We start from the raw sequence: 19363 nt of genomic DNA on the forward strand, positions 1-19363 counted from the left end.
AAACTTCCGACTGAAATAAATAACATGTTCGAGGCAAACATATGAAACAGAAACTTCACTCTGCCGTTTCCGAAGACGGCATCATCTATACCTGTCCGATGCATCCCGAGGTGCGCGATACCAAACCCGGCGATTGCCCGAAATGCGGTATGCACCTGGTGCCCGAGACCGAGGTCGCGGAGTCAAAGCATTCTCACGGCGGACACGATGCCTGCCATGGTCATGATCATGGCGCCCATGCACATGGCGCCCATGCACATGGCGCCGCCGCGAATGGCGAAAAGGGTGGGCGCTACGACACCGTCCCCGCTGGCCACTTGGGTGCGATCTATACCTGCCCGATGCACCCCGAGGTCCGCCAGCCGGAACCAGGTTCCTGTCCAATTTGCGGCATGGGGCTGGAACTGGAAAGTGCAACCATGATCGAAGAGGGACCGAACCCCGAACTGGTGGATTTCACCCGCCGGTTCTGGGTCGGCACCGTGCTGACCATCCCGCTGCTTGTCCTGACGATGGCACCTTATGTGGGGTTCCCCGGCGTGCGCGAGATTTTTGGCGAACGCACGACGCTGTGGATCGAACTTGTGCTGGGCACGCCCGTTGTCCTTTGGAGCGGTTGGCCATTCATGGTGCGTGGCTGGAATTCTTTCCGGACGTTGAACCTCAACATGTTCTCGCTCATCAGCATGGGTGTGATGGCGGCGTGGCTCTTCAGTATCGTCGCCGTTCTGGCTCCTGATATCTTCCCCGATGGCTTTCGCGATCCCGAAGGTAATGTCGGTGTCTATTTTGAGGCTGCGGCCGTGATCGTCACCCTTGTCCTGCTGGGGCAGGTGATGGAATTGCGTGCCCGCGAAGGCACCGGCAAGGCGATCCGTGCGCTGCTGGACATGGCGGCAAAAACAGCGCGTGTGATCCGCGATGACGGGACCGAAGAAGAAATCCCTCTGGAGGAGGTGCAAGTCGGCGATCGTCTGCGCGTGCGCCCAGGTGACAAGGTGCCGGTTGATGGCACCGTTGTGGATGGGCGCTCTTCGGTGGATGAAAGCATGATTTCGGGCGAGCCGGTTCCGGTCGAGAAGACCGAGGGCGACGCGCTCACGGGGGCGACGATCAACGGAACCGGCAGCCTGGTGATGGAGGCGACGCGGGTCGGGGCCGACACGATGCTGTCTCAGATTGTCGAGATGGTGGCGAACGCACAACGCTCGCGCGCGCCGATCCAGAAATATGCCGATAAGGTCGCGGGTTTCTTCGTGCCTGTGGTGATCGTGATCGCGATCCTGTCTTTCATCGCCTGGGCGAGTTGGGGGCCGGCACCTGCGCTGAGCTATGCCCTGATTTCAGCGGTGGCGGTGCTGATCATTGCCTGTCCGTGTGCGCTGGGTCTGGCCACGCCGATGTCGATCATGACGGCCACCGGCCGCGGTGCGCAGGCAGGCGTTCTGATCAAGAATGCCGAGGCGCTGGAGCGGTTCGAGAAGGTCGATACCCTGATCGTGGACAAGACCGGCACCCTGACCGAAGGCAAGCCCCGACTTGTCGCGGTCTTGCCGGAACCGGGGCATGACGAGGCCGAGGTGCTGAGGCTGGCCGCTTCGCTTGAGCGTGGCTCGGAACACCCGCTGGCTGAAGCCATCGTGCGTGGCGCCGAAGATCGAAACGTGGACATGGCAAATGCCAGCGATTTCGAAGCGGTGACCGGCAAGGGCGTCAAAGGCGTGGTCGACGGACAAGCGGTGGCGCTGGGAAACCTCGCTTTGATCACCGACATGGGGCTTGAGGGTGGCGCGCTGACCGAAAAGGCCAACGCACGGCGCGACGAGGGCGAAACCGTGATGTTTGTCGTGCTGGAAGGCAAGATTGCCGGTTTGGTCAGCGTGGCCGACCCGGTCAAGGAAACGACGCCTGCCGCGCTGAAAGCGCTGCATGATCTGGGCTTTCGGATCATCATGGCCACCGGTGACAACGAACGCACGGCCAAGGCCATTGGCGCGCGGCTGGGGATCGACGAGATCCGCGCCGATGTGTTGCCCGAGGACAAGGCGCGGATCATTCGCGATTTGCAGGATAAAGGCCGCAAGGTCGCCATGGCCGGTGATGGCGTCAACGACGCGCCCGCTCTGGCGCAGGCAGATGTTGGCATCGCGATGGGCACTGGCGCGGATGTGGCCATTGAAAGCGCGGGTTTCACGCTGATCAAAGGCAACCTTGACGGGATCGTGCGCGCGCGGCGCCTGTCGCGCGCCACCATGCGCAACATCCGTCAGAACCTGTTCTTTGCGCTGATTTACAACGCTTCAGGCGTGCCAGTGGCTGCGGGTGTGTTGTTTCCATTCTTCGGCATTCTGATCAGCCCGATGTTTGCTGCTTTCGCGATGAGCGCCTCGTCCATCTCGGTGGTGCTGAACGCGCTGCGACTGCGAGGTGCAAAAATATGAGATTGAATGTCTTTCGGGCAGCGCTCTTTGCCTTTGGCCTTACCGTCACCGGAACAGCGGCAATCGCACACGAGTTCACCGCCGCGATTTTCGTGACCGGCGACAACCGCGAGTCGCGTCTCGCCGAGGCGGTCAACGGGTTTCTGCTCGCGGCAGACGAGCGCGACGGGCATCCAGCCGAAACATCCGATGGCCATCTTGGCGGGGTGGACGTGCAGGTTCTGCCACTGCCTGCCGAAGCCGCTGGTCGGGTCGTCGGATTGACCGGGTCACCGCAGTCGTCGCCTGATGTCCTGGTGGTGATGGGGTCAGAGACGCTGACCTCCGCGACGCTTTCGGAGTTCGGATTCGACGGGGTTTTGATACATACAGGCGCGCTTCCCGACAATTGGGCAACTGAAGACGCCCCGGGCAGCTTTGCCGCGCGCTATCGCAGCGCATATGGCACCGCACCGACCGAGGCGGCGGCACAGGGATATAACGCTGCACGACGTTTGGATGCTGCGATCCGTCCGCTTGACGGGATTTCTCCGCGCAGGGCATTGGAAACCTCGCTTGCTGATACGGTGGACGGCATCAATTGGATGGAGGATACCCGATAACGGAAAACCGGTGTCAGTTTCCGATCTGGCGCCCAAAATTCTCAGCACAACCAGCTGGGTCGAAACCGGATGTCAAGCAGACCGCCCCCCTTCGTCAGATTGTCACGTGCTGCGCTGACACTTGCCTGAACGATGTCTTGGCCTGAACGCTCGTCTTCCTCTGTGACGGTCCCCAGTGCGTGATGAAACGCAGTAGCATCATGCAAGGGCCGACCATTCAGGCACTGGCGTTCCTTCCGGTTCTGGTGTGGTCACTTGTGCGATCGGTTCGCAGCAGGCAGGGTAAAAAGGGCACCTGCCAAACATCAACGAAACCTGTAACGGAGGTTTTATTGACTACGCCAGTTCTTATATTCGCCACCGCTGCTACATTTCTGGGCAGTGTGCCGGCGCGGGCAGAAAGCCATCGACAAGATATGCCGGTCACGGTGTCAAACAGCCCTATGACGGGCAGATCGGACGCCGCCAAAGGACGGATGCTTTTTGCGTCGAAGGGCTGCGTTGTCTGCCATTCGGTCAATGGTGTCGGCGGCGAAGACGCGCCGCCGCTGGACGCCGAATTCATGGACTTGCCCATGAACGCCGTCGAATTCGCCGCCCGGATGTGGGCTGGTGCGGAGGCAATGGTCGAATTGCAACGTGACGAATTTGGCGATGTCGTCAATCTGAACGGTGCCGAACTGGCCGCCATAATCGCGTTTGCCCATGACGCCGATGAACAGGCGAAATTCTCGACGGCAGATATTCCGGACAAGGTCGGAAAAATGATGGACCACATGGAGCAGGAAGGCGCGCATGATGACATGCAAGACGATCATGACTAGGGCGTTTCGCCGGTAGGTTACATAGGTGCCGCTGACGGGTGCCATCACTCAATCATTCTGAAACAGGCAGGGCAGATCAATATGGCGCAAGACCAGATGTGCAGGGATCGAAGTATAGGTTTGATCCGTCTGGGTGGTGCCATCGAATTTGGCACGAGTGTGCCGATTTCGGACGCAGATGACCACCTGACCCTGTCCGGGGCGCTCGACGCCTTGCCGCGATTACGACCGGTCTTGCCGGTTGAGACGTGGATCTACGGCACCAATGGAGACAGCGCATGAAACAGCTTCGGAGCCTCATGCGGTTGATCCGGATCTTCGCCAGCCTTTCTGCGGACATCCGGGCGCTTCGCCGGTACGTTCCAACCGGTGATGACACGCGCGCAGCGGATCGGTTTGCCGAGAACCTTACGGCGCTCGGCCCCGTGTTCGTGAAGCTCGGACAAATTCTCAGCACCCGCCCGGACATCCTGCCGGAAGCCTATGTCGCACGGCTGACCGCTTTGCAGGAACATGCACCGGAAATCGCGTTCGAGACGGTTCGCCAGGTTGTCGAGGAAGAGCTTGCGACGTCTCTTGAAACGGCATTTGCCAGCTTTGAACCCACGCCCGTCGCCGCCGCGTCGCTTGCCCAGGTGCACAAGGCAAGGTTGCTGGATGGCAGGACCGTTGCCGTCAAGGTGCAGCGGCCCGGGCTGGAGCCGCTGTTCCATCGCGATCTTGACGCTCTGGAACTTGGACTGCGAGTCGTCCGCCTTCTGGCACCGCGACGGCTTCGTCGCACAAACTTGGCTGCATTCCTGGCAGAGTTCCGGCGCTATTCGTTGGGCGAACTGGATTTCCGGGCCGAAGCCAGTGTGATGGAACGGTTTCGTGTAAATCTTGCCGAACAAGATGGCGTGCATATTCCATTGACCTTCGCGGACCTCTCGACGGCCAGGATGCTGACAATGGATTGGGTCGACGGCATGCGGCTGTCCGAGGCGGCGACCACTCTTTCTGCACAGACGCGCTCCGCGCTGGTCGACAGGCTGGTGTCGGTGCTGCTCAAGATGTTCATCTCGGATGGCTTGTTTCACGCCGATCTTCATCCGGGCAACATCGTTTTTCACGCCGATGGCACGTTCACCCTGCTGGATTTCGGTATGTTTGGCGCGTTGAATACGGAAGAACGCGACCGGTTCGTGCTTTACTGGATTGCCGTCGCACAGCGACAGACCCGGCGTGCCTATTACCATTTCAGCAAGCAGACCAAGCCGCTGCCTGACGCAGATCACGTGTTGTTCCAGCAAAGTTTTGAGAGTCTCGCTACCCGGTTCTACGCGGTGCCCTCGCGCGAGGCCAGCCTTGCGCGAACATACCTTGCAATGATGCGTGCAGGATACCGGGCGGGCTTCGTATTTCCCGCGTCTCTCATGCTGCACGCCAAGGCACTCACCACCGCCGAGGCGCTGCTGTTCAAACTGGCGCCGGATATGCGCTTCGACGAAATCTCGCGGCCGTTCATAGCGCGGGAACTGACCGCGAGGCTTGCACAATCCGATCCGTTGGGCAAAATCTCGCAAATCCTTCCCGAACTCTTGCTGACAGGCGCCATGCCACCCGCCGAAGCGATTGATGACACCTGGGACAGATCTGCGACCCAGGGCATGTGGGAAAGCGTGCTGGGCGCGCGCGGGTCGTCGGATGGAGGCATCGGACGTGCCGGGCTTGCGACCCTATTTCACAGATTTGCGCGACGCCACCTGGGGCAGGAGACAGAGCAACTACTTTCGGAAACCTGGGCGACCTACGATACTCTCGAGACCGAGATTCCGCTTCAGCCGAACATTGGCGCGATGCTGACCACACATCTCGCCGCGCTGACACTTGCGTTGCACCGGACGCTTGTCTCGCACGCGCGGTCGCCCGAGCAGAGCCACGCGCTGATCCATGCGATAGGCTGGGATATCTATCGCCGTATGGCCGATCCCCCCCTGGAACTGGCCCGTGCCATCACTGCTGACCCGGCAAAACGTCTGCGTATTGCGACCGACCTGTTCCGCCGCTTCCCGTTTGGGCCGCCGGGATACGGCTGGCGCGATGTCGACGCGGGCAAAGATGTTGTCGCCTTCGACTGCACGAAATGCCCCGTCGCAGACTTCTTTGCCCAAAACGGCAATGCGGAGCTTTGCACCGCGACATGGTGCGCGCTCGACTTTCCATTGGCCGAAAAATGGGGCGGGCGGCTAGTTCGGCCCAAGACCATTGCCAGCGGCCATGATCATTGTAACTTCCGTTGGCATACCGGACCGGTTCCGATTGATGCGGAAACAAACAAGGCAGGACAGAATGCAGAACCACGATAAAGATAACGACAGGCACGGCAGTTACCGTGAAGGCTCGATCAGCCTGGGTGGTGCCGTCGCCATGGGCACGGGGGTGATGATCGGCGCGGGTATCTTTGCGCTGACCGGACAGATCGCGCAACTTGCCGGTCCGCTTTTCCCGTTGGCCTTCATCGTCGGCGCCATCGTGACAGGCTTCAGTGCTTACAGCTATATCAAGATGTCGAACGCGTGGCCGTCGGCGGGTGGCATCGCGATGATCCTTCAGAAATGCTATGGTTCAGGCGCGATCGCGGCGGGGGCGGCGCTGCTCATGGCGCTCAGCATGGTGATCGCCCAAAGCCTCGTGGCGCGCACATTCGCGACCTATGTCCTGCGCCCCTTTGACATCACCGGCGGGCCGCTGGTCCCCATTCTGGCGGTGGCGGTGATTGTCTTTGCGTTTCTCGTCAACATCGCCGGGAACCGCTCTGTCGGGCTGCTGTCGCTGATCATGGCTGCGATCAAGATCGGCGGTATCGCGCTTTTTGGCATTGCCGCGCTCTGGTCGAGCGGGTTTCAGTTCGCTGCCGCATCGCAGACGGCCGAATCTTTCGGACTTGTCGGGTTCACTGCGTCGGTTGCGCTGGCGATCCTTGCCTTCAAGGGGTTTACGACGATCACCAACAGCGGCGGCGAAATCACCGACCCGCATCGCAATGTGGGTCGCACAATCATGATCTCCATTGCGATCTGCGTGGTTGTCTACCTGCTTGTAGCTTTCGGTGTCGGCGCGAGCCTGTCCATCGACGAGATCATCGCTGCGCGCGATTACTCACTGGCTCAAGCGGCCGAACCCGCGCTGGGACAGGTGGGGTTCTACCTGACGGTCTTGCTCGCCGCCGTGGCCACCGCGTCGGGCGTTCTGGCCAGCGTGTTCGCCGTGTCACGAATGCTGGCGATGTTGACCGACATGAAGATGATCCCGCACAGCCATTTCGGCATGTCGGGCAAGATCCAGCGCCACATGCTGCTCTATACGGTCGTGATCGCCTCGACGCTGGCGGTGTTCTTCGATCTGGGCAGGATCGCCTCGCTGGGTGCGTTTTTCTATCTCATCATGGATATGGTCGTGCATTGGGGCGTCTTCCGGTTCAGACGGAAAGAGATCGGGGCGGCGGCACCGGTATTGTTGATGGCGCTCACCTTTGATGCGGTGGTGTTGGCGGCCTTTACCTCGATGAAACTGCAAAGTGATCCCGCAATTGTTATCTATGCACTGCTTGCCATTCTCGCGGTTTTTGGCTTTGAAAGACTGTATCTCAAGGCTTGGACCAACCAGGCAGCGTAGTTATGCACGCATCAATCAATAAAAGCAGGAGCACGCGTCTTGAAATTGACAGTAGATCAAAGACCTTGGTGGCAACGACACTTGGTCGTTATCGTTTTGTCCGTGCTTGGCACCGGGCTTCTGTTGTATAGCCGTGCCGAATGGTCCGCCATGCACCGTTGGAACCGGGCCGTTGGCGATATGTCGATTGTTCTGGTCGCACTGGCAATGGCGATAGGGCCGGTATCGCGGCTTTGGCGTGGTTCTGTGCGATTTCTGCCTTATCGGCGAGAGTTGGGCATATACGCTATCCTGCTGGCCCTCGCTCATGCCGCCATTATCCTGTTCGGATGGGTCACGCTTGATCTGATGCGCCTGTTCGGGTTCGAATTCCACCCGGGACTACAACGATACGTCATGGTCAACCACGGGTTCGCACTGGCCAATCTGATCGGTTTGCTGGCGCTTCTTTATGGCATCATCCTGGCGGTTACGTCGAACGATTACAGCCAGCGGCGGTTGGGCAACAACGTATGGAAATTCATCCAGCAGGGCACGTATATACTCTGGTGGCTGACAGTGCTGCATACGGCCTATTTCCTGTTCCTGCATTTCCTGGATTACCACCGCCAGACGCCGGACCCGAACTGGGCGCAATGGCCGTTCGTGGCGCTTGTGGCGAGTGTCGTTGCCTTGCAATTCGCGGCGTCAACGGCGACATGGCGCAAATCTCGCCTAAAAAGGACCGGCATGGCCAAGGCTGAGTAGCGCGCGATTGTCGCGCGCGGATATTGCCCACATGGCGGTGATCTTCGGCTCAGACCTTGCCGTCATCCTCGTCGATGATGTCCTTCGGACCTTGCGCCGCAGGCGGTTGTCCTGACATATCTTGCGGCGGTCCATCCGGCCTGGCACAAGGCTGCCAAACCCACAGACGGTTCATCATTGCATAGAGAAATGTTGCGGACCAGGCGATCAGCAGAAGACCTATGAGCGCTTCAACGCCGGTTAGAAAACGCAAATGCTCGGTGGGGAATATGTCGCCTATTCCGAGGGAAGTATAGGTTATCGCCGAAAAATAGTAGTAATCGAGCAGTGTCACGATGGGTTCACCCGCAAACGCACCCAGGTTCAACCACCGTTCGGCCAAAGCATAAGCGACTGCGAAGATTCCGATTTCCAGCATGTGTATGGAAAACAGCAGGATCAATACCGCAAGAACGCGGGTCGAGGAGTGCAACGGTATCTTGGCCATCCCGCCACTACACCACCTCAGAGCGATGAGATGCATCACGGCCGTCAAAAGAAATGCCGATACGGAAAGAGCAATAGACAGAAGCAATGTTGCCTTCCTTTCGTTTCATTCGTGGCCACTATAAACGCCATGCGCGGCCCATACATCCCTGTCGCTGTCTGTGTTCGAACTCTGATATCTGGCAAACACCATAGGGCCGAATGGTTGACGGATTTCGGTTCTACGCATTTTGTGCGTCCTGTTCTCTTCAGAAATCGTAGCACTTTTGGCGAGCATTCGAAGGCCGGAGTGATGGCATGGAAATGGATATTGGATCGGCGCAAAGCACAACAGCTGTTGCGCCGATCTGGATCTGGTATCCAGCGAAGGCGACCTCGCTTATAGTGGCCGTGTCGTGTGCGCCGCGTGTGCCATGAGTCGTCTAAAATGGAAAAATCTGGCGATGTTGGAGCGTATTCCTGCGCATAAACTTTGCCCTGCAACAGTTTGAAGATACAAGAGTAATGCTGCCAAGAAAACACGCCAGACTTTCTATTGCTCCGATGATGGATTGGTCCGACCGCCATTGCCGCTATTTCCATCGGCTGATGACCCGTCAAGCGCTGCTTTATACCGAAATGGTGACTGCGCCCGCGCTGGTGCGTGGGGGGGCGGTGCATTTGCTTGATTTCAATCCCGAAGAACACCCGGTGGCGGTGCAGCTTGGCGGCTCTGACCCGCAGGAACTGGCCCAGGCCACGAAGCTGTGCGTTGCGCGCGGGTATGACGAAGTGAACCTGAATGTCGGCTGCCCGTCGGATCGCGTTCAGTCAGGGACGTTCGGTGCGGTGCTCATGCGCGATGCACCGTTGGTGGCAGAATGCATGAGGTCGATGAAAGACGTCGCGCAAGATACGGAAGTTACAGTAAAATGTCGGATAGGGGTGGATGATCAAAGTGCCGATGAGGTCCTGCCTGCGTTCATCGAAACCGTCGCCGCAGCCGGTGTAACCCGGTTTACCATCCATGCGCGAAAGGCGTGGCTGCAAGGGTTAAGCCCGAAGGAAAACCGGGACATTCCGCCGCTGGATTATCCCTTGGTGCACCGGATGAAGGCGGCGTTTCCCGCGCTGCACCTGTCGATCAATGGTGGCATCACCACGTTGGAGGACGCCCGCGCGCATCTTGACGTTATGGACGGGGTGATGATCGGGCGCGCGGCCTATCATGATCCAGCGGGTGTGCTGTTGGGCGCGGATCAGGCGATTTTCGGCGCGACCGACCCTTCGCGCACCGCCCATGAGGTGGTCGAGGCGATGTATCCTTACATTGAGGCGCAACTGACCAAGGGCGTGCGCCTGCATTCGATCACGCGTCACATGCTGGGAACCTTCACAGGCCGTCCGGGCGCGCGCAAGTGGCGTCGTATCCTTTCCGAAGGCGCGTCAAAGGACGGCGCAGGGGTTGCCTTGGTGGCCGAGGCTCTGTCACATGTGCCCGATCACGTCCCCGTAAGCTGAGGCCATTCATGCCAGACCTTTCAATTCTTCTGCCGATGGCCGGGCTTTTGCTGGTGATCGGCGCTTTCGCTGGCGTTCTGGCGGGCCTTCTTGGCGTTGGTGGTGGCATCGTGCTGGTGCCCGCGTTTTTCTATGCGTTCACCGCCTTGGGTTATGCGTCTGACCAGTTGATGCAAATCTGTCTGGCCACGTCGCTCGCAACGATCATCGTCACATCACTCCGGTCGGTTCATTCGCATAACCGCAAGGGCGCGGTGGAATGGGACATCCTGAAAACATGGGCGCCGGGCATAGCGGTGGGGGCCTTGATCGGAGTGCTGGTCGCCTCGGGTTTGCGCTCGACGGTGTTGCAGGCGATCTTTGGCGGGCTGGGGCTGGTGATCGGGGCCTATCTGGGGCTGGGGCGTGCCAACTGGCGATTGGCCGAAGCGATGCCGACCGGTCTGCGCCGCGCGCTGTTGTCACCTGCGCTTGGGTTTTTGTCGGTGCTGATGGGGATCGGCGGTGGTAGTTTCGGTGTGCCATTGATGACGCTGCACGGCCGCCCGATTCATAATGCGGTGGCGACAGCCGCGGGTTTTGGCGTATTGATCGCTGTGCCGTCGGTTCTGGGGTTCCTGTTGGTGTCGATTGCGCCCGACGCCCGCCCGCCCTTTACGATCGGTGCGGTCAACCTGCCAGCCTTCGGACTGGTGGTGGCGATGACGATGATCACCACACCCTACGGCGTGAAAATCGCCCATGCGATGGACCCGAAACCGCTGAAACGTATCTTTGCGGTGTTCCTGACGCTGGTGGCGTTGAACATGCTGCGCAAGGCTTTGCTGGGGTAAGAGTTACGCCGGGCCTTCGGCACCTTCGGCCCGGAAAGCTGCGATGGTGTCAGCGCGCAGGGCGCGCTTGGTCACACCGTCCTGTTCCAGGGTCACGATCACACTTTCGGACCCGCACATCAGCTCGCCATCCACGTAGGTGCCGTATTCCATGACGAACGAACTGTTGCGGTAACTCTTGGTGCGCGCGGTGATCACATAGTTGTCGCCCAGATGCAGCGGTTTGAAATAACGTGCATAATTGGTTGCCAGAACCACTTGCGGGTCGCCGTCGCCGTAACTTGTGACATGGACGTGAGCGAAATAGGGGATGCGGATTGATTCAAACCACCGGAAATAGGCGACATTGTTGACGTGGTTCAAGGCGTCCAACTCGTGAAACCGAACGCGGTCCGCCAGCCCATAGTTCCAGCCCTCGGGCACGCCGACGCTGTGTAATTGGGTAGCATTCAGTGGCGTGACCAGCGGGATATGGGCAAATGGATCGGACATCGGGCACCTTGGCGTTTAGCCAGCTGCGCTGGTGTCGGCATCCGGCAAGCATTGGAAGACTGGAGCGGGTGAAGGGAATCGAACCCTCGTCGTCAGCTTGGGAAGCTGCTGCTCTACCATTGAGCTACACCCGCGTGCCACTTTGGTTATGTCACCCGTGAAGGGGCGTCAAGTGGCTGACATATGCCAGCGCCGCGTTTCAGCCGCGCCGCCGTCTGCGCCGCCGTCCACCGTCCTCTCCATCGCCGCCACCCGAGTTAAAGCTGGGATCTGGCAATGTCACAATGCTGCGCAGGATCGGGAACGGCTCGACCGCGTTGGGCATGGCCGAAGCGTTGACGAAATGCTCCTGAAAGCGCGGCTCAACGGCGGTTTCGATCTTCTGGATCTTGCGCACGGTCTCTTCGATTTCGGCCCGTGCGGCACGGTTCAGAAGCGCGATACGCGCGCCGGTGCCCGCCGCGTTGCCTGCTGACGTCACCTTGTCCAGCGGGCAGTCCGGGATCATGCCCAGCACCATGGCGTGTTTGGCCGAGATATGCGCGCCAAAAGCACCGGCCAACACCACACGGTCCACCGCATCGACGCCGCGCTTGTCCATCAACAGACGCGCGCCGGAATAGAGCGCCGCTTTGGCCATCTGGATGGCGCGTATATCGGCGTTGGTGACGGCAATCGGGCCGTTATCACTGTCGCCATCCCACAGGCGATAGGAATAGGTGCGCCCGTCAGCAAAGCAACGGTCGGTGCCGGTTTGCTCGGGCGATCCGATCAACCCGCCCGCATCTACAAGCCCGGCCATGCGCATTTCTGCAATCACCTCGATGATGCCGGAGCCACAGATGCCGGTGACGCCCGTGGTCGCAATCGCCACGTCAAAACCCGGCTCGGTGGACCACAGGTCCGACCCGATCACCTTGAAGCGCGGCTCTTTGGTGGCGGGGTCGATCTCGACCCGTTCGATGGCGCCGGGGGCGGCGCGCTGGCCTGCGCTGATCTGCGCGCCCTCGAAGGCCGGGCCGGTGGGCGACGAACACGCCATTACACCGGTCTTGTCACCCAACAGAATCTCGGCATTGGTGCCGACATCAACGACCAGCACAAGGTCGTCGGATTTGTCAGGCGCTTCCGACAGCGCCACGGCAGCCGCATCCGCGCCCACATGGCCCGCGATGCAGGGCAGCAGGTAGACGCGCGCCGAGTGGTGGACCGACAGGTTCAGGTCATCCGCCCGCAGACGAAGCGCATTCGAGGTCGCAAGCGCGAACGGGGCCTGGCCCAGTTCAAACGGGTCAATCCCCAGCAGCAGGTGGTGCATGACCGGGTTGCAGACCACGACCACGTCCATAATCAGGCCCTTGTCGATCTCGGCGTCCGAGGCGATCTGCGTGAACAGTGCATTCAGCCCTTCGCGCACCGCGTCGGTCATTTCCTGCGCGCCCGAGGGGTTCATCATTGAATAGCTGACCCGGCTCATCAGATCTTCGCCAAACCTGATCTGCGGGTTCATCAGGCCGGAGGAGGCGACGACCTCGCCCGTTGCCAGATCGCACAGATGCGCGGCGATGGTTGTCGACCCAAGGTCGATGGCCACGCCATAAACCGCCCCGTCATAGTAGCCAGGCCACAAATGCATTATGCGCGGTGGGTTTTCATCGTCGCCCAGATGGACAGCCACCGTGACCTTCCATTCACCCTTGCGCAAAACCGGTTGCAAGCCTTGCAGGATGTGCAGATCAGCCTTCACATCCTCCAGGTCCCACTGCTCTTTCAGAGCCAGCACCAGACGTTCCAGATCGCCTGACGGTTCGTGCATGTCGGGTTCTTCAACCGCGACATAGAACAGCTTCACCAATGGGTCGAGTGTGATGTCCCGCGCCTCTGCCCGTTTGCGCACGACCTGTTTGTGCACCTGACTTTCAGGCGGCACGTCGATGACCACGTCGCCCTGGACCGTGGCCTGACAGCCCAGACGACGCCCCTTTGGCAGGCCGCGAATGTCGTCATAGCGTTGCTCGACCTTGTTCCATTCGGACAAGGCATCCTCGGCCACGGTCACGCCATGTTTGGAAAACTCGCCATAGCTGGGTGTGACCTGGCATTTCGAACAAATACCACGACCGCCACAGACACTGTCCAGATCGACGCCAAGTTTGCGGGCGGCGGTCAGAATCGGAGTGCCGACAGCAAAGCGGCCCCGTTTGCCAGAAGGGGTGAAAACGACCAAAGGATCCTGTGACATGCGCGCGTCTTCCTTGATGAGTTTCGCTTAATCTAGGGAAGGGGCCAGCAGGTGCAATGCCTGCCTGCGGCATCTTGGGTCTGGAAACGTCTTTTTTGGCAGATTGAGGGGAAATCAGATGCTTATCAGGCCAGTTGGGTCAGTCAGCCGGGGCCTTGCAGGTTTCCTTCTGATCAAGCCATTCCAGAATTTCTGCCCGGTTCCCGTCCAGCAACGGCGCAGGCCCCGCCGAGGTCAAGTCTGCCAGGCCGGACATTTTGATCGGATTGCCTGCCGCCTTGAAGGGCTGTTGCCCCGCCGGCGCGGGCATGCCTATGACCATGTTGCGGGCAACGATCTGCGGGTCCTGCATGGCTTCGGCCACGGTCTGAATGGGGGCGCAGGGAATGCCCGATGCTGTGAACAGCTCGATCCAGTAAGCGCGTGGATGGGCAAGGGTGACGGTCTCGATCTTGCGTCTGAGCAGCATGACGTTTTCGCACCGCGCCAGATTGGTCGCGAACGCGGCGCGTTTGGCCCATTTTGGCTTGCCGATCACGCCGCAGAACTTCTTGAACATGGCGTCGTTGCCACAGGCGATGACCATCAATCCGTCTTGCGTATGATAAGTTTCGAACGGCGCGATCGAGGGATGGCGCGCACCGGACGGGCCGGGTGATACACCGGTTTCGCTGGTGATTGCGATGGCGTGTTCCAGAATGGCCAGCTGGCTGTCCAGCATCGCCACGTCGATCTTCTGCCCCTTGCCGGTTTTTTGCCGCTGATAGAGCGCTGCCAACAACCCGTGCCCCAGAAACATGCCCGCCACAATGTCACCGACCGAAGCACCCACTCGCACCGGCTCGCGGTTCTTTTCACCGGTGATCGACATCACTCCACCGCGCGCCTGAACAACCATATCATAAGCAGGACGCTGTGCGTCCGGCCCGGTATGCCCAAATCCCGACACGGCACCATAAATCAGTTGGGGATGCTTGGCAGACAGGCTGTCCCAACCATAGCCCAGCCGTTCCATTACGCCGGGCCTGTAATTCTCCATCACCACGTCAACCTGCCCCAACAGCCGATCAAGCACCGCCCGGTCGGCTTCGTCTTTCAGGTCGAGGGCAATGGATTGCTTGTTGCGGTTGATGGTGGCGAAATAGGCGCTGTAGTTATCGCGAAACGGGGGAAAATGCCGTGTGTCATCGCCCGTGCCCGGTTTCTCGACCTTGATCACCTTTGCTCCCAGATCCGACAGGATCATCGAGCAATATGGCCCGGCCAGAACATGGGTCAGATCAAGGATGGTGATATCTTCAAGCGGCGCGCTCATCGGCCTGTCCTTTCCTGTTTACGCAACCTCTGGGTAGAGGGCGCGCATCCCGATGACTTTGAGATGAGTCAATTGCAACGGTTAACTACAGGGAAAGAGGAAGGATTCTCCACTTCCTTTGTCGAACCCCGCGCAGCATTGTTTCGGTCGTTGCAAGAGCAGAACATCAATTCACGCAGGTAAGCGACAGAAACAAATGCTATAAAAGAATTTCGGATTCAACAAAATGATAGTGTTTGATGGACCGCGATTCAACGAGCTCGGCCTCCATCGGGTCGATATGCGGGCTGGAAATATCGTCCCCGACAAAGGCTTTTAACGCGTCGATGTCTTCCCATACCATGACGAAACAGAATTCTCGGGGAGTGTCGGCAAGCGGCGCACCTGGGATCACGTGGACAAGCCCCTTTGTCCTTTTCATCAACGGAATTGCAGTGTCGTGGAAGAACCTGCCGAACGCGTCTTCTTTGCCAGGTCGTGTAACAACTTGAAATATCCTCACAATCATGGGTTCACCCTCCTTTGGTGCGGTGCCTGAATGCAAGACCTTCTCAATCCTGACAACATAGCAGAAAACACCGACCGCGTCATCGGTGGGGAACGCCATCGCGGGACAAAAAAAGGCCCGCGCTTGGCGAGCCTTGATTTATTTCGACTTGGGGCGAAGATCGGCCCCGGCGACGACGACCGCCGCGCCTGCTACTGCGAATGCGACCCCCAGGCACAGCGATCAAACTCCGCATATTTGATCAGGCTGTCGCTTTGGTTTTCCGCAACAAGGCGCGAACAGCCCTCGATCGCGGTTGCGCTTTCATAGACGCTTACGATTGCGCCGCTTTTGGTGGCTGCACACAGACCTTCACCGGGATCCAACTGGGCGGTTACGCGCGCTCCGGTCGGCGGAGTAACAGCAAAGAAATATGTTTGATCCGAGGAGTTCGTGACACAGCTTTCCGCCAGACCGCTTTCGGTCGTCAGCAGGATCGTACATATTGCAAGGGCGGTTTGATACATGGGGTTAAAGTGACCCAGGACGCATGAGGCGTCCAATCACGGCTGGTCACTCTGTATCCCGCGACGGTGATCAAAGTTGTGCCTGTGTGATGTCTCGTTCGGATACCTTATTTCCAAAGGCAATGTGGAGGATGGAATGATGAATATCAAGATTTTGATGGCTGCGATTGCTTCACTTGGGATGGCAGCAGGCGCGCAGGCCCAGGACAGCCCTTTCGGCACCGATGAGGATGCAGCCTATGCGCAGGCGGTTTGGGAAGTGATGAAAACCCAAAAACTTGCCGGAGAGGGTATGATCCGCAGCTTCCCGTATGACGGTGTTGAACCGCACGGGATGATGCTTGAGACGTTTTATTCCAGTGCCGAAGTGAATGGCCATACGGGCACCTTGATTGTGAAGCGTAACTTTGGACCGGAAGGGGTTGAGGTGGATCAGGTTCTGGCCGATCCGGACAAGCATCTTGGTGCTTACACGGTGATGTTTCAACGCGAAGAGGGATATGACGCCGACAACCAGAATTGGTTTTGGGCGAAGTATCTGCCAGATGGGTCGCTTGACATGAATGCAGGCGGCATGCGTTTGGCCGGACGGGTTGCCAAGGGCGCGGATGCCGGCTGTATCGCCTGTCACTCTGGGGCAGAAGACTATATTTTCACAACCGACGCGCCGATCGCGATGATGAAATAGTCAACGCGTATGCGTCTCGTTAAAAAATGCCCCCGGACTTTCCAGGGGCATTTTTCGTTGGAAACAGGGCGTATCAGCCCCTGCGGCGACGACCGCCGCGACGGCCACCCGCGGCACCCGCAGCACCAGCATTGACCGAGTTGAATTTGATCCATTCGGCCCCGCCATCATCGTTGTTGGTCAGGAAGTTGGCAGCGCGGATGGCCTCCATTTCCTTACCGGCTTTGGGCAAGGTCGATCCAAGGCCAAACAACTGGCAGAAGGTTTCATCGTCCATGTCTGCCGGGATCACGATGCCGCGGGCTTCCACTTCAGCCTTCTTTTCAGCCAGTTTGGTGGGGCCAACGGGCAGGGCGACCGGGTTCATGATCGCAGATGTCATGCCCGCGCCCATCGCCATTGGCAAAAACGCGTTGTTGATGCCGTGCCGGTTGGGCAGGCCGAACGAGATGTTCGACGCGCCGCAGGTCGTGTTCACGCCCAGTTCCTCGCGCAGGCGGCGCACAAGGGTAAAGACCTGAAGGCCCGCGGTGCCCATTGCACCGACCGGCATGACCAACGGGTCCACCACGATGTCATGCGCCGGAATGCCGAAATCGGCGGCACGTTCGACGATCTTCTTGGCCACCGCAAAGCGCACGTCCGGGTCTTCCGAAATACCCGTGTCATCGTTCGAGATCGCAACAACCGGCACGTTGTATTTTTTGACCAGCGGCAGAACAAGTTCCAGCCGCTCTTCTTCGCCCGTGACCGAGTTCAGAAGGGGGCGGCCATGCGCGGCTTTCAACCCAGCCTCCAGCGCGCCGGGAACGGAGCTGTCGATGCAGAGCGGACAATCGGTGACGGCCTGAACGGTCTCGACCAGTTGACGCATCAGGTCCGGTTCAACGAAGTTGTTATCCGCATAGCGCGGGTCTTCGGCCATCTTGTTGGAAAACACCGCGCCCGAGTTGATGTCCAGCACCGTTGCACCCGCCGCGACCTGCGCCACCGCATCGCTTTGAACGCGGCTGAAATCGCCTGCTTCCAGTTCCGCGTTCAGAACCTTGCGCCCGGTCGGATTGATGCGTTCGCCGATGACACAGAACGGCTGGTCAAAGCCGATAATGGCGGTTTTCGTTTGCGATTCAACGATGGTACGGGTCATTCTTTATCCTTTGGTCACGTTGACTGGAGCGGTGTTTTCGCCGCCATTTTCGATGGCCCAGTTGGCATTGGTCTTGATCCCGCCCAGCGGGAAGAAATGCACCTGAGTGATGTTGAAGTCGGGATTGGCCGCCTTGTGGTTGGCCAGTTCGTTCAGAACCTCTGTCGGCTCATAGGGCAAAAGCAGCTTGGTCACATCCATCGCGCGCTTTTGCAGCACTTTCAGCGACGGGCCGACACCGCAGGCGATGGCGAATTTGATCAGCGTTTGCAGCTTCGCGGGGCCTGCGATGCCGATATGGATCGGCAGATCCACGCCCGCTTCTTTCAGCCCGTCCGCCCATTTGATGATCGGACCGGCTTCGAAGGCGAATTGCGTGGCAATCGCCATTTTCGCGTCTGTGCGTTCCGAGAATTTCTGTTTCCACAGAAGGGCTTCCATGACGTTCTTGCGTGAACCGTCCGGGTCGATGTCCCGGTTGCCTTCCGGGTGGCCTGCAACGTTCAACTGTGTGAATCCGGCCTTGTCGAACAGTCCGGTTTCCAACAGCTGCATCGAGCAGTCGAAATCGCCATGTGGCTTTTCCACGCCACCGGCCAAGAGAAGCGCTTGCTTCACATTCGCCTCACCTTGATAGCGTGCGATCCAGTCGGCCAGCGTCGCTTCGTCCTTGATGATGCGCGCAGGAAAATGCGGCATCACCTCGAACCCTTCGGCGTTGATGCGTTTGGCGGTTGCGACCATATCCTCGATCGGGGTGCCGTCGATATGGGCGATATAGACGCGGGTGCCGTCGGGCAGCAGGTCGCGGAAATCCTCGACCTTCTCGGCGGTGCGCGGCATCACCTCGATCGAATAGCCTTTCAGGAAGTCCTGAAGGGCGGGGGACGCGGGCGTGGCCTGACCTTCGGTCGGCTTTTTGCGGAAGTTCAACAGCGCCATGGCTGCCTCCTTTATGCGGGACAGGCTTACGCCCATCCGTCGTTGCCAATCAGAGCGATCAGCCGCTCTTTGTCATAATCCGCGTCGATCTTGGCAGCTTCTGCCGCTGCGACCTCATGTGGATCTCCGTCCACGGAATAGGGGGCAGCCTTGCGCCATTCCGCCAGATAGGCGTCGCTGTCCTCAGCGCCGATCTTCATGGCGGCCCGGTCAATGGCCTGTTCGAACCGCTCGGGCAGCGGGGCTTTTGCCCCACGGCGCCCTTTGCCGACGATCACCTGGGCGGGAATGTCCCTCCAATACACAATGGTTACGTCTGGCATGCGAATCTTCCTCCTCCGCTTTCCTTTACCTACGCGTGGGCAGGGCGGTTCCCGCGTCGTTTTTCGACACCACGCAGACCACAAGCGACCTGCACGGCACGGATTGACAA

At 59.3% G+C, this 19363-nt stretch carries 19 protein-coding genes and 1 tRNA gene; 10 read left to right on the plus strand and 10 right to left on the minus strand.

The window, feature by feature from the left end; all coding sequences use genetic code 11:
- The first annotated feature begins 98 nt into the window (after nt 1-98).
- From BMY55_RS08575 to BMY55_RS08600, 7 genes are all read left to right on the plus strand, one after another.
- Complete coding sequence (locus tag BMY55_RS08575; protein ID WP_407639077.1) at nt 99-2441, plus strand: copper-transporting P-type ATPase; 2343 nt, start codon at nt 99-101, stop codon at nt 2439-2441.
- Entirely contained in the window at nt 2438-3043 is a 606-nt protein-coding gene (locus tag BMY55_RS08580; RefSeq protein ID WP_143064312.1) for a hypothetical protein, read from the plus strand. The genes BMY55_RS08575 and BMY55_RS08580 overlap by 4 nt, the downstream gene beginning before the upstream one ends.
- A gap of 443 nt (nt 3044-3486) precedes the next feature.
- Nucleotides 3487-3867 (plus strand): c-type cytochrome, encoded by a 381-nt coding sequence (locus BMY55_RS16765; protein ID WP_245744694.1) that lies wholly within the window; start codon nt 3487-3489, stop codon nt 3865-3867.
- 81 nt (nt 3868-3948) lie between these two features.
- Entirely contained in the window at nt 3949-4149 is a 201-nt protein-coding gene (locus tag BMY55_RS16770) for a hypothetical protein (RefSeq protein ID WP_143064313.1), read from the plus strand.
- The gene (locus tag BMY55_RS08590; RefSeq protein WP_091429920.1) at nt 4146-6215 is read left to right on the plus strand and encodes an AarF/UbiB family protein; all 2070 of its coding nucleotides are present in this window, start codon (nt 4146-4148) and stop codon (nt 6213-6215) included. Before BMY55_RS16770 ends, BMY55_RS08590 begins: the two co-directional genes overlap by 4 nt.
- Nucleotides 6199-7524 carry an APC family permease gene (locus BMY55_RS08595; RefSeq protein ID WP_091429921.1) on the plus strand — a complete coding sequence of 442 codons (1326 nt, stop codon included), beginning with the start codon at nt 6199-6201 and terminating at the stop codon, nt 7522-7524. Before BMY55_RS08590 ends, BMY55_RS08595 begins: the two co-directional genes overlap by 17 nt.
- 81 nt (nt 7525-7605) lie before the next feature.
- Nucleotides 7606-8271 (plus strand): ferric reductase-like transmembrane domain-containing protein, encoded by a 666-nt coding sequence (locus BMY55_RS08600; protein WP_245744695.1) that lies wholly within the window; start codon nt 7606-7608, stop codon nt 8269-8271.
- A 49-nt stretch (nt 8272-8320) separates the two neighbouring features.
- Here the strand turns inward: BMY55_RS08600 and BMY55_RS08605 are convergent, their stop codons facing one another.
- Complete coding sequence (locus tag BMY55_RS08605) at nt 8321-8713, minus strand: potassium channel family protein (RefSeq protein ID WP_245744696.1); 393 nt, start codon at nt 8711-8713, stop codon at nt 8321-8323.
- Between the two features lie 548 nt (nt 8714-9261).
- Between BMY55_RS08605 and dusA the strand changes: the two genes are divergently transcribed.
- Both dusA and BMY55_RS08615 read left to right on the plus strand, forming a co-directional pair.
- Nucleotides 9262-10257 (plus strand): tRNA dihydrouridine(20/20a) synthase DusA, encoded by a 996-nt coding sequence (gene dusA / locus BMY55_RS08610; RefSeq protein WP_091429924.1) that lies wholly within the window; start codon nt 9262-9264, stop codon nt 10255-10257.
- Nucleotides 10258-10265: 8 nt separating this feature from the next.
- Nucleotides 10266-11090 carry a sulfite exporter TauE/SafE family protein gene (locus tag BMY55_RS08615; protein ID WP_091429926.1) on the plus strand — a complete coding sequence of 275 codons (825 nt, stop codon included), beginning with the start codon at nt 10266-10268 and terminating at the stop codon, nt 11088-11090.
- A gap of 3 nt (nt 11091-11093) precedes the next feature.
- Here BMY55_RS08615 and BMY55_RS08620 read toward each other — a convergent pair whose 3' ends face one another.
- From BMY55_RS08620 to BMY55_RS08645, 6 genes are all read right to left on the minus strand, one after another.
- Nucleotides 11094-11582 (minus strand): acyl-CoA thioesterase, encoded by a 489-nt coding sequence (locus tag BMY55_RS08620; protein ID WP_091429928.1) that lies wholly within the window; start codon nt 11580-11582, stop codon nt 11094-11096.
- 60 nt (nt 11583-11642) lie between these two features.
- Nucleotides 11643-11716: transfer RNA gene (locus BMY55_RS08625), tRNA-Gly, on the minus strand.
- 65 nt (nt 11717-11781) lie between these two features.
- On the minus strand, nt 11782-13824 hold the full coding sequence (locus BMY55_RS08630; protein WP_091429929.1) for an ASKHA domain-containing protein: 2043 nt from the start codon (nt 13822-13824) through the stop codon (nt 11782-11784).
- Nucleotides 13825-13963: 139 nt separating this feature from the next.
- Nucleotides 13964-15139: a CaiB/BaiF CoA transferase family protein gene (locus tag BMY55_RS08635; RefSeq protein ID WP_091429931.1), complete on the minus strand. Its 1176-nt coding sequence runs from the start codon at nt 15137-15139 to the stop codon at nt 13964-13966.
- Nucleotides 15140-15338: 199 nt separating this feature from the next.
- Entirely contained in the window at nt 15339-15746 is a 408-nt protein-coding gene (locus tag BMY55_RS08640; protein ID WP_322787722.1) for a putative quinol monooxygenase, read from the minus strand.
- A gap of 92 nt (nt 15747-15838) precedes the next feature.
- Nucleotides 15839-16153: a hypothetical protein gene (locus tag BMY55_RS08645; RefSeq protein WP_091429933.1), complete on the minus strand. Its 315-nt coding sequence runs from the start codon at nt 16151-16153 to the stop codon at nt 15839-15841.
- Between the two features lie 139 nt (nt 16154-16292).
- Between BMY55_RS08645 and BMY55_RS08650 the strand changes: the two genes are divergently transcribed.
- Nucleotides 16293-16841, plus strand: coding sequence for a cytochrome P460 family protein (locus BMY55_RS08650; protein WP_091432226.1), 549 nt, complete (start codon nt 16293-16295; stop codon nt 16839-16841).
- 73 nt (nt 16842-16914) lie between these two features.
- Here BMY55_RS08650 and BMY55_RS08655 read toward each other — a convergent pair whose 3' ends face one another.
- From BMY55_RS08655 to BMY55_RS08665, 3 genes are read right to left on the minus strand one after another with little or no spacing between them, the layout of a single operon-like run.
- On the minus strand, nt 16915-17988 hold the full coding sequence (locus BMY55_RS08655) for a methyltetrahydrofolate cobalamin methyltransferase (RefSeq protein WP_091429935.1): 1074 nt from the start codon (nt 17986-17988) through the stop codon (nt 16915-16917).
- Between the two features lie 3 nt (nt 17989-17991).
- A complete protein-coding gene (locus BMY55_RS08660; protein ID WP_091432228.1) occupies nt 17992-18930 on the minus strand; it encodes a methylenetetrahydrofolate reductase in 939 nt (312 codons plus the stop codon).
- Nucleotides 18931-18956: 26 nt separating this feature from the next.
- Nucleotides 18957-19253, minus strand: a complete 297-nt coding sequence (locus BMY55_RS08665) for a virulence factor (RefSeq protein WP_091429937.1) — start codon at nt 19251-19253, stop codon at nt 18957-18959.
- Between the last annotated feature and the right edge of the window lie 110 nt (nt 19254-19363).

Source organism: Aliiroseovarius sediminilitoris, from assembly GCF_900109955.1.
GTDB lineage: Bacteria > Pseudomonadota > Alphaproteobacteria > Rhodobacterales > Rhodobacteraceae > Aliiroseovarius > Aliiroseovarius sediminilitoris.

Bases quoted from the DNA above. Each gene is read 5' to 3' on its own strand.
- BMY55_RS08645 (WP_091429933.1), bottom strand. From the start codon at position 16,153: ATGTATCAAACCGCCCTTGCAATATGTACGATCCTGCTGACGACCGAA.
- BMY55_RS08615 (WP_091429926.1), top strand. From the start codon at position 10,266: ATGCCAGACCTTTCAATTCTTCTGCCGATGGCCGGGCTTTTGCTGGTG.
- BMY55_RS08635 (WP_091429931.1), bottom strand. From the start codon at position 15,139: ATGAGCGCGCCGCTTGAAGATATCACCATCCTTGATCTGACCCATGTT.
- BMY55_RS08630 (WP_091429929.1), bottom strand. From the start codon at position 13,824: ATGTCACAGGATCCTTTGGTCGTTTTCACCCCTTCTGGCAAACGGGGC.
- BMY55_RS08650 (WP_091432226.1), top strand. From the start codon at position 16,293: ATGAATATCAAGATTTTGATGGCTGCGATTGCTTCACTTGGGATGGCA.
- BMY55_RS16765 (WP_245744694.1), top strand. From the start codon at position 3,487: ATGACGGGCAGATCGGACGCCGCCAAAGGACGGATGCTTTTTGCGTCG.
- BMY55_RS08655 (WP_091429935.1), bottom strand. From the start codon at position 17,988: ATGACCCGTACCATCGTTGAATCGCAAACGAAAACCGCCATTATCGGC.
- BMY55_RS16770 (WP_143064313.1), top strand. From the start codon at position 3,949: ATGGCGCAAGACCAGATGTGCAGGGATCGAAGTATAGGTTTGATCCGT.
- BMY55_RS08575 (WP_407639077.1), top strand. From the start codon at position 99: ATGCATCCCGAGGTGCGCGATACCAAACCCGGCGATTGCCCGAAATGC.
- BMY55_RS08665 (WP_091429937.1), bottom strand. From the start codon at position 19,253: ATGCCAGACGTAACCATTGTGTATTGGAGGGACATTCCCGCCCAGGTG.
- BMY55_RS08580 (WP_143064312.1), top strand. From the start codon at position 2,438: ATGAGATTGAATGTCTTTCGGGCAGCGCTCTTTGCCTTTGGCCTTACC.
- BMY55_RS08590 (WP_091429920.1), top strand. From the start codon at position 4,146: ATGAAACAGCTTCGGAGCCTCATGCGGTTGATCCGGATCTTCGCCAGC.
- BMY55_RS08595 (WP_091429921.1), top strand. From the start codon at position 6,199: ATGCAGAACCACGATAAAGATAACGACAGGCACGGCAGTTACCGTGAA.
- dusA (WP_091429924.1), top strand. From the start codon at position 9,262: ATGCTGCCAAGAAAACACGCCAGACTTTCTATTGCTCCGATGATGGAT.
- BMY55_RS08660 (WP_091432228.1), bottom strand. From the start codon at position 18,930: ATGGCGCTGTTGAACTTCCGCAAAAAGCCGACCGAAGGTCAGGCCACG.
- BMY55_RS08640 (WP_322787722.1), bottom strand. From the start codon at position 15,746: ATGGCGTTCCCCACCGATGACGCGGTCGGTGTTTTCTGCTATGTTGTC.
- BMY55_RS08620 (WP_091429928.1), bottom strand. From the start codon at position 11,582: ATGTCCGATCCATTTGCCCATATCCCGCTGGTCACGCCACTGAATGCT.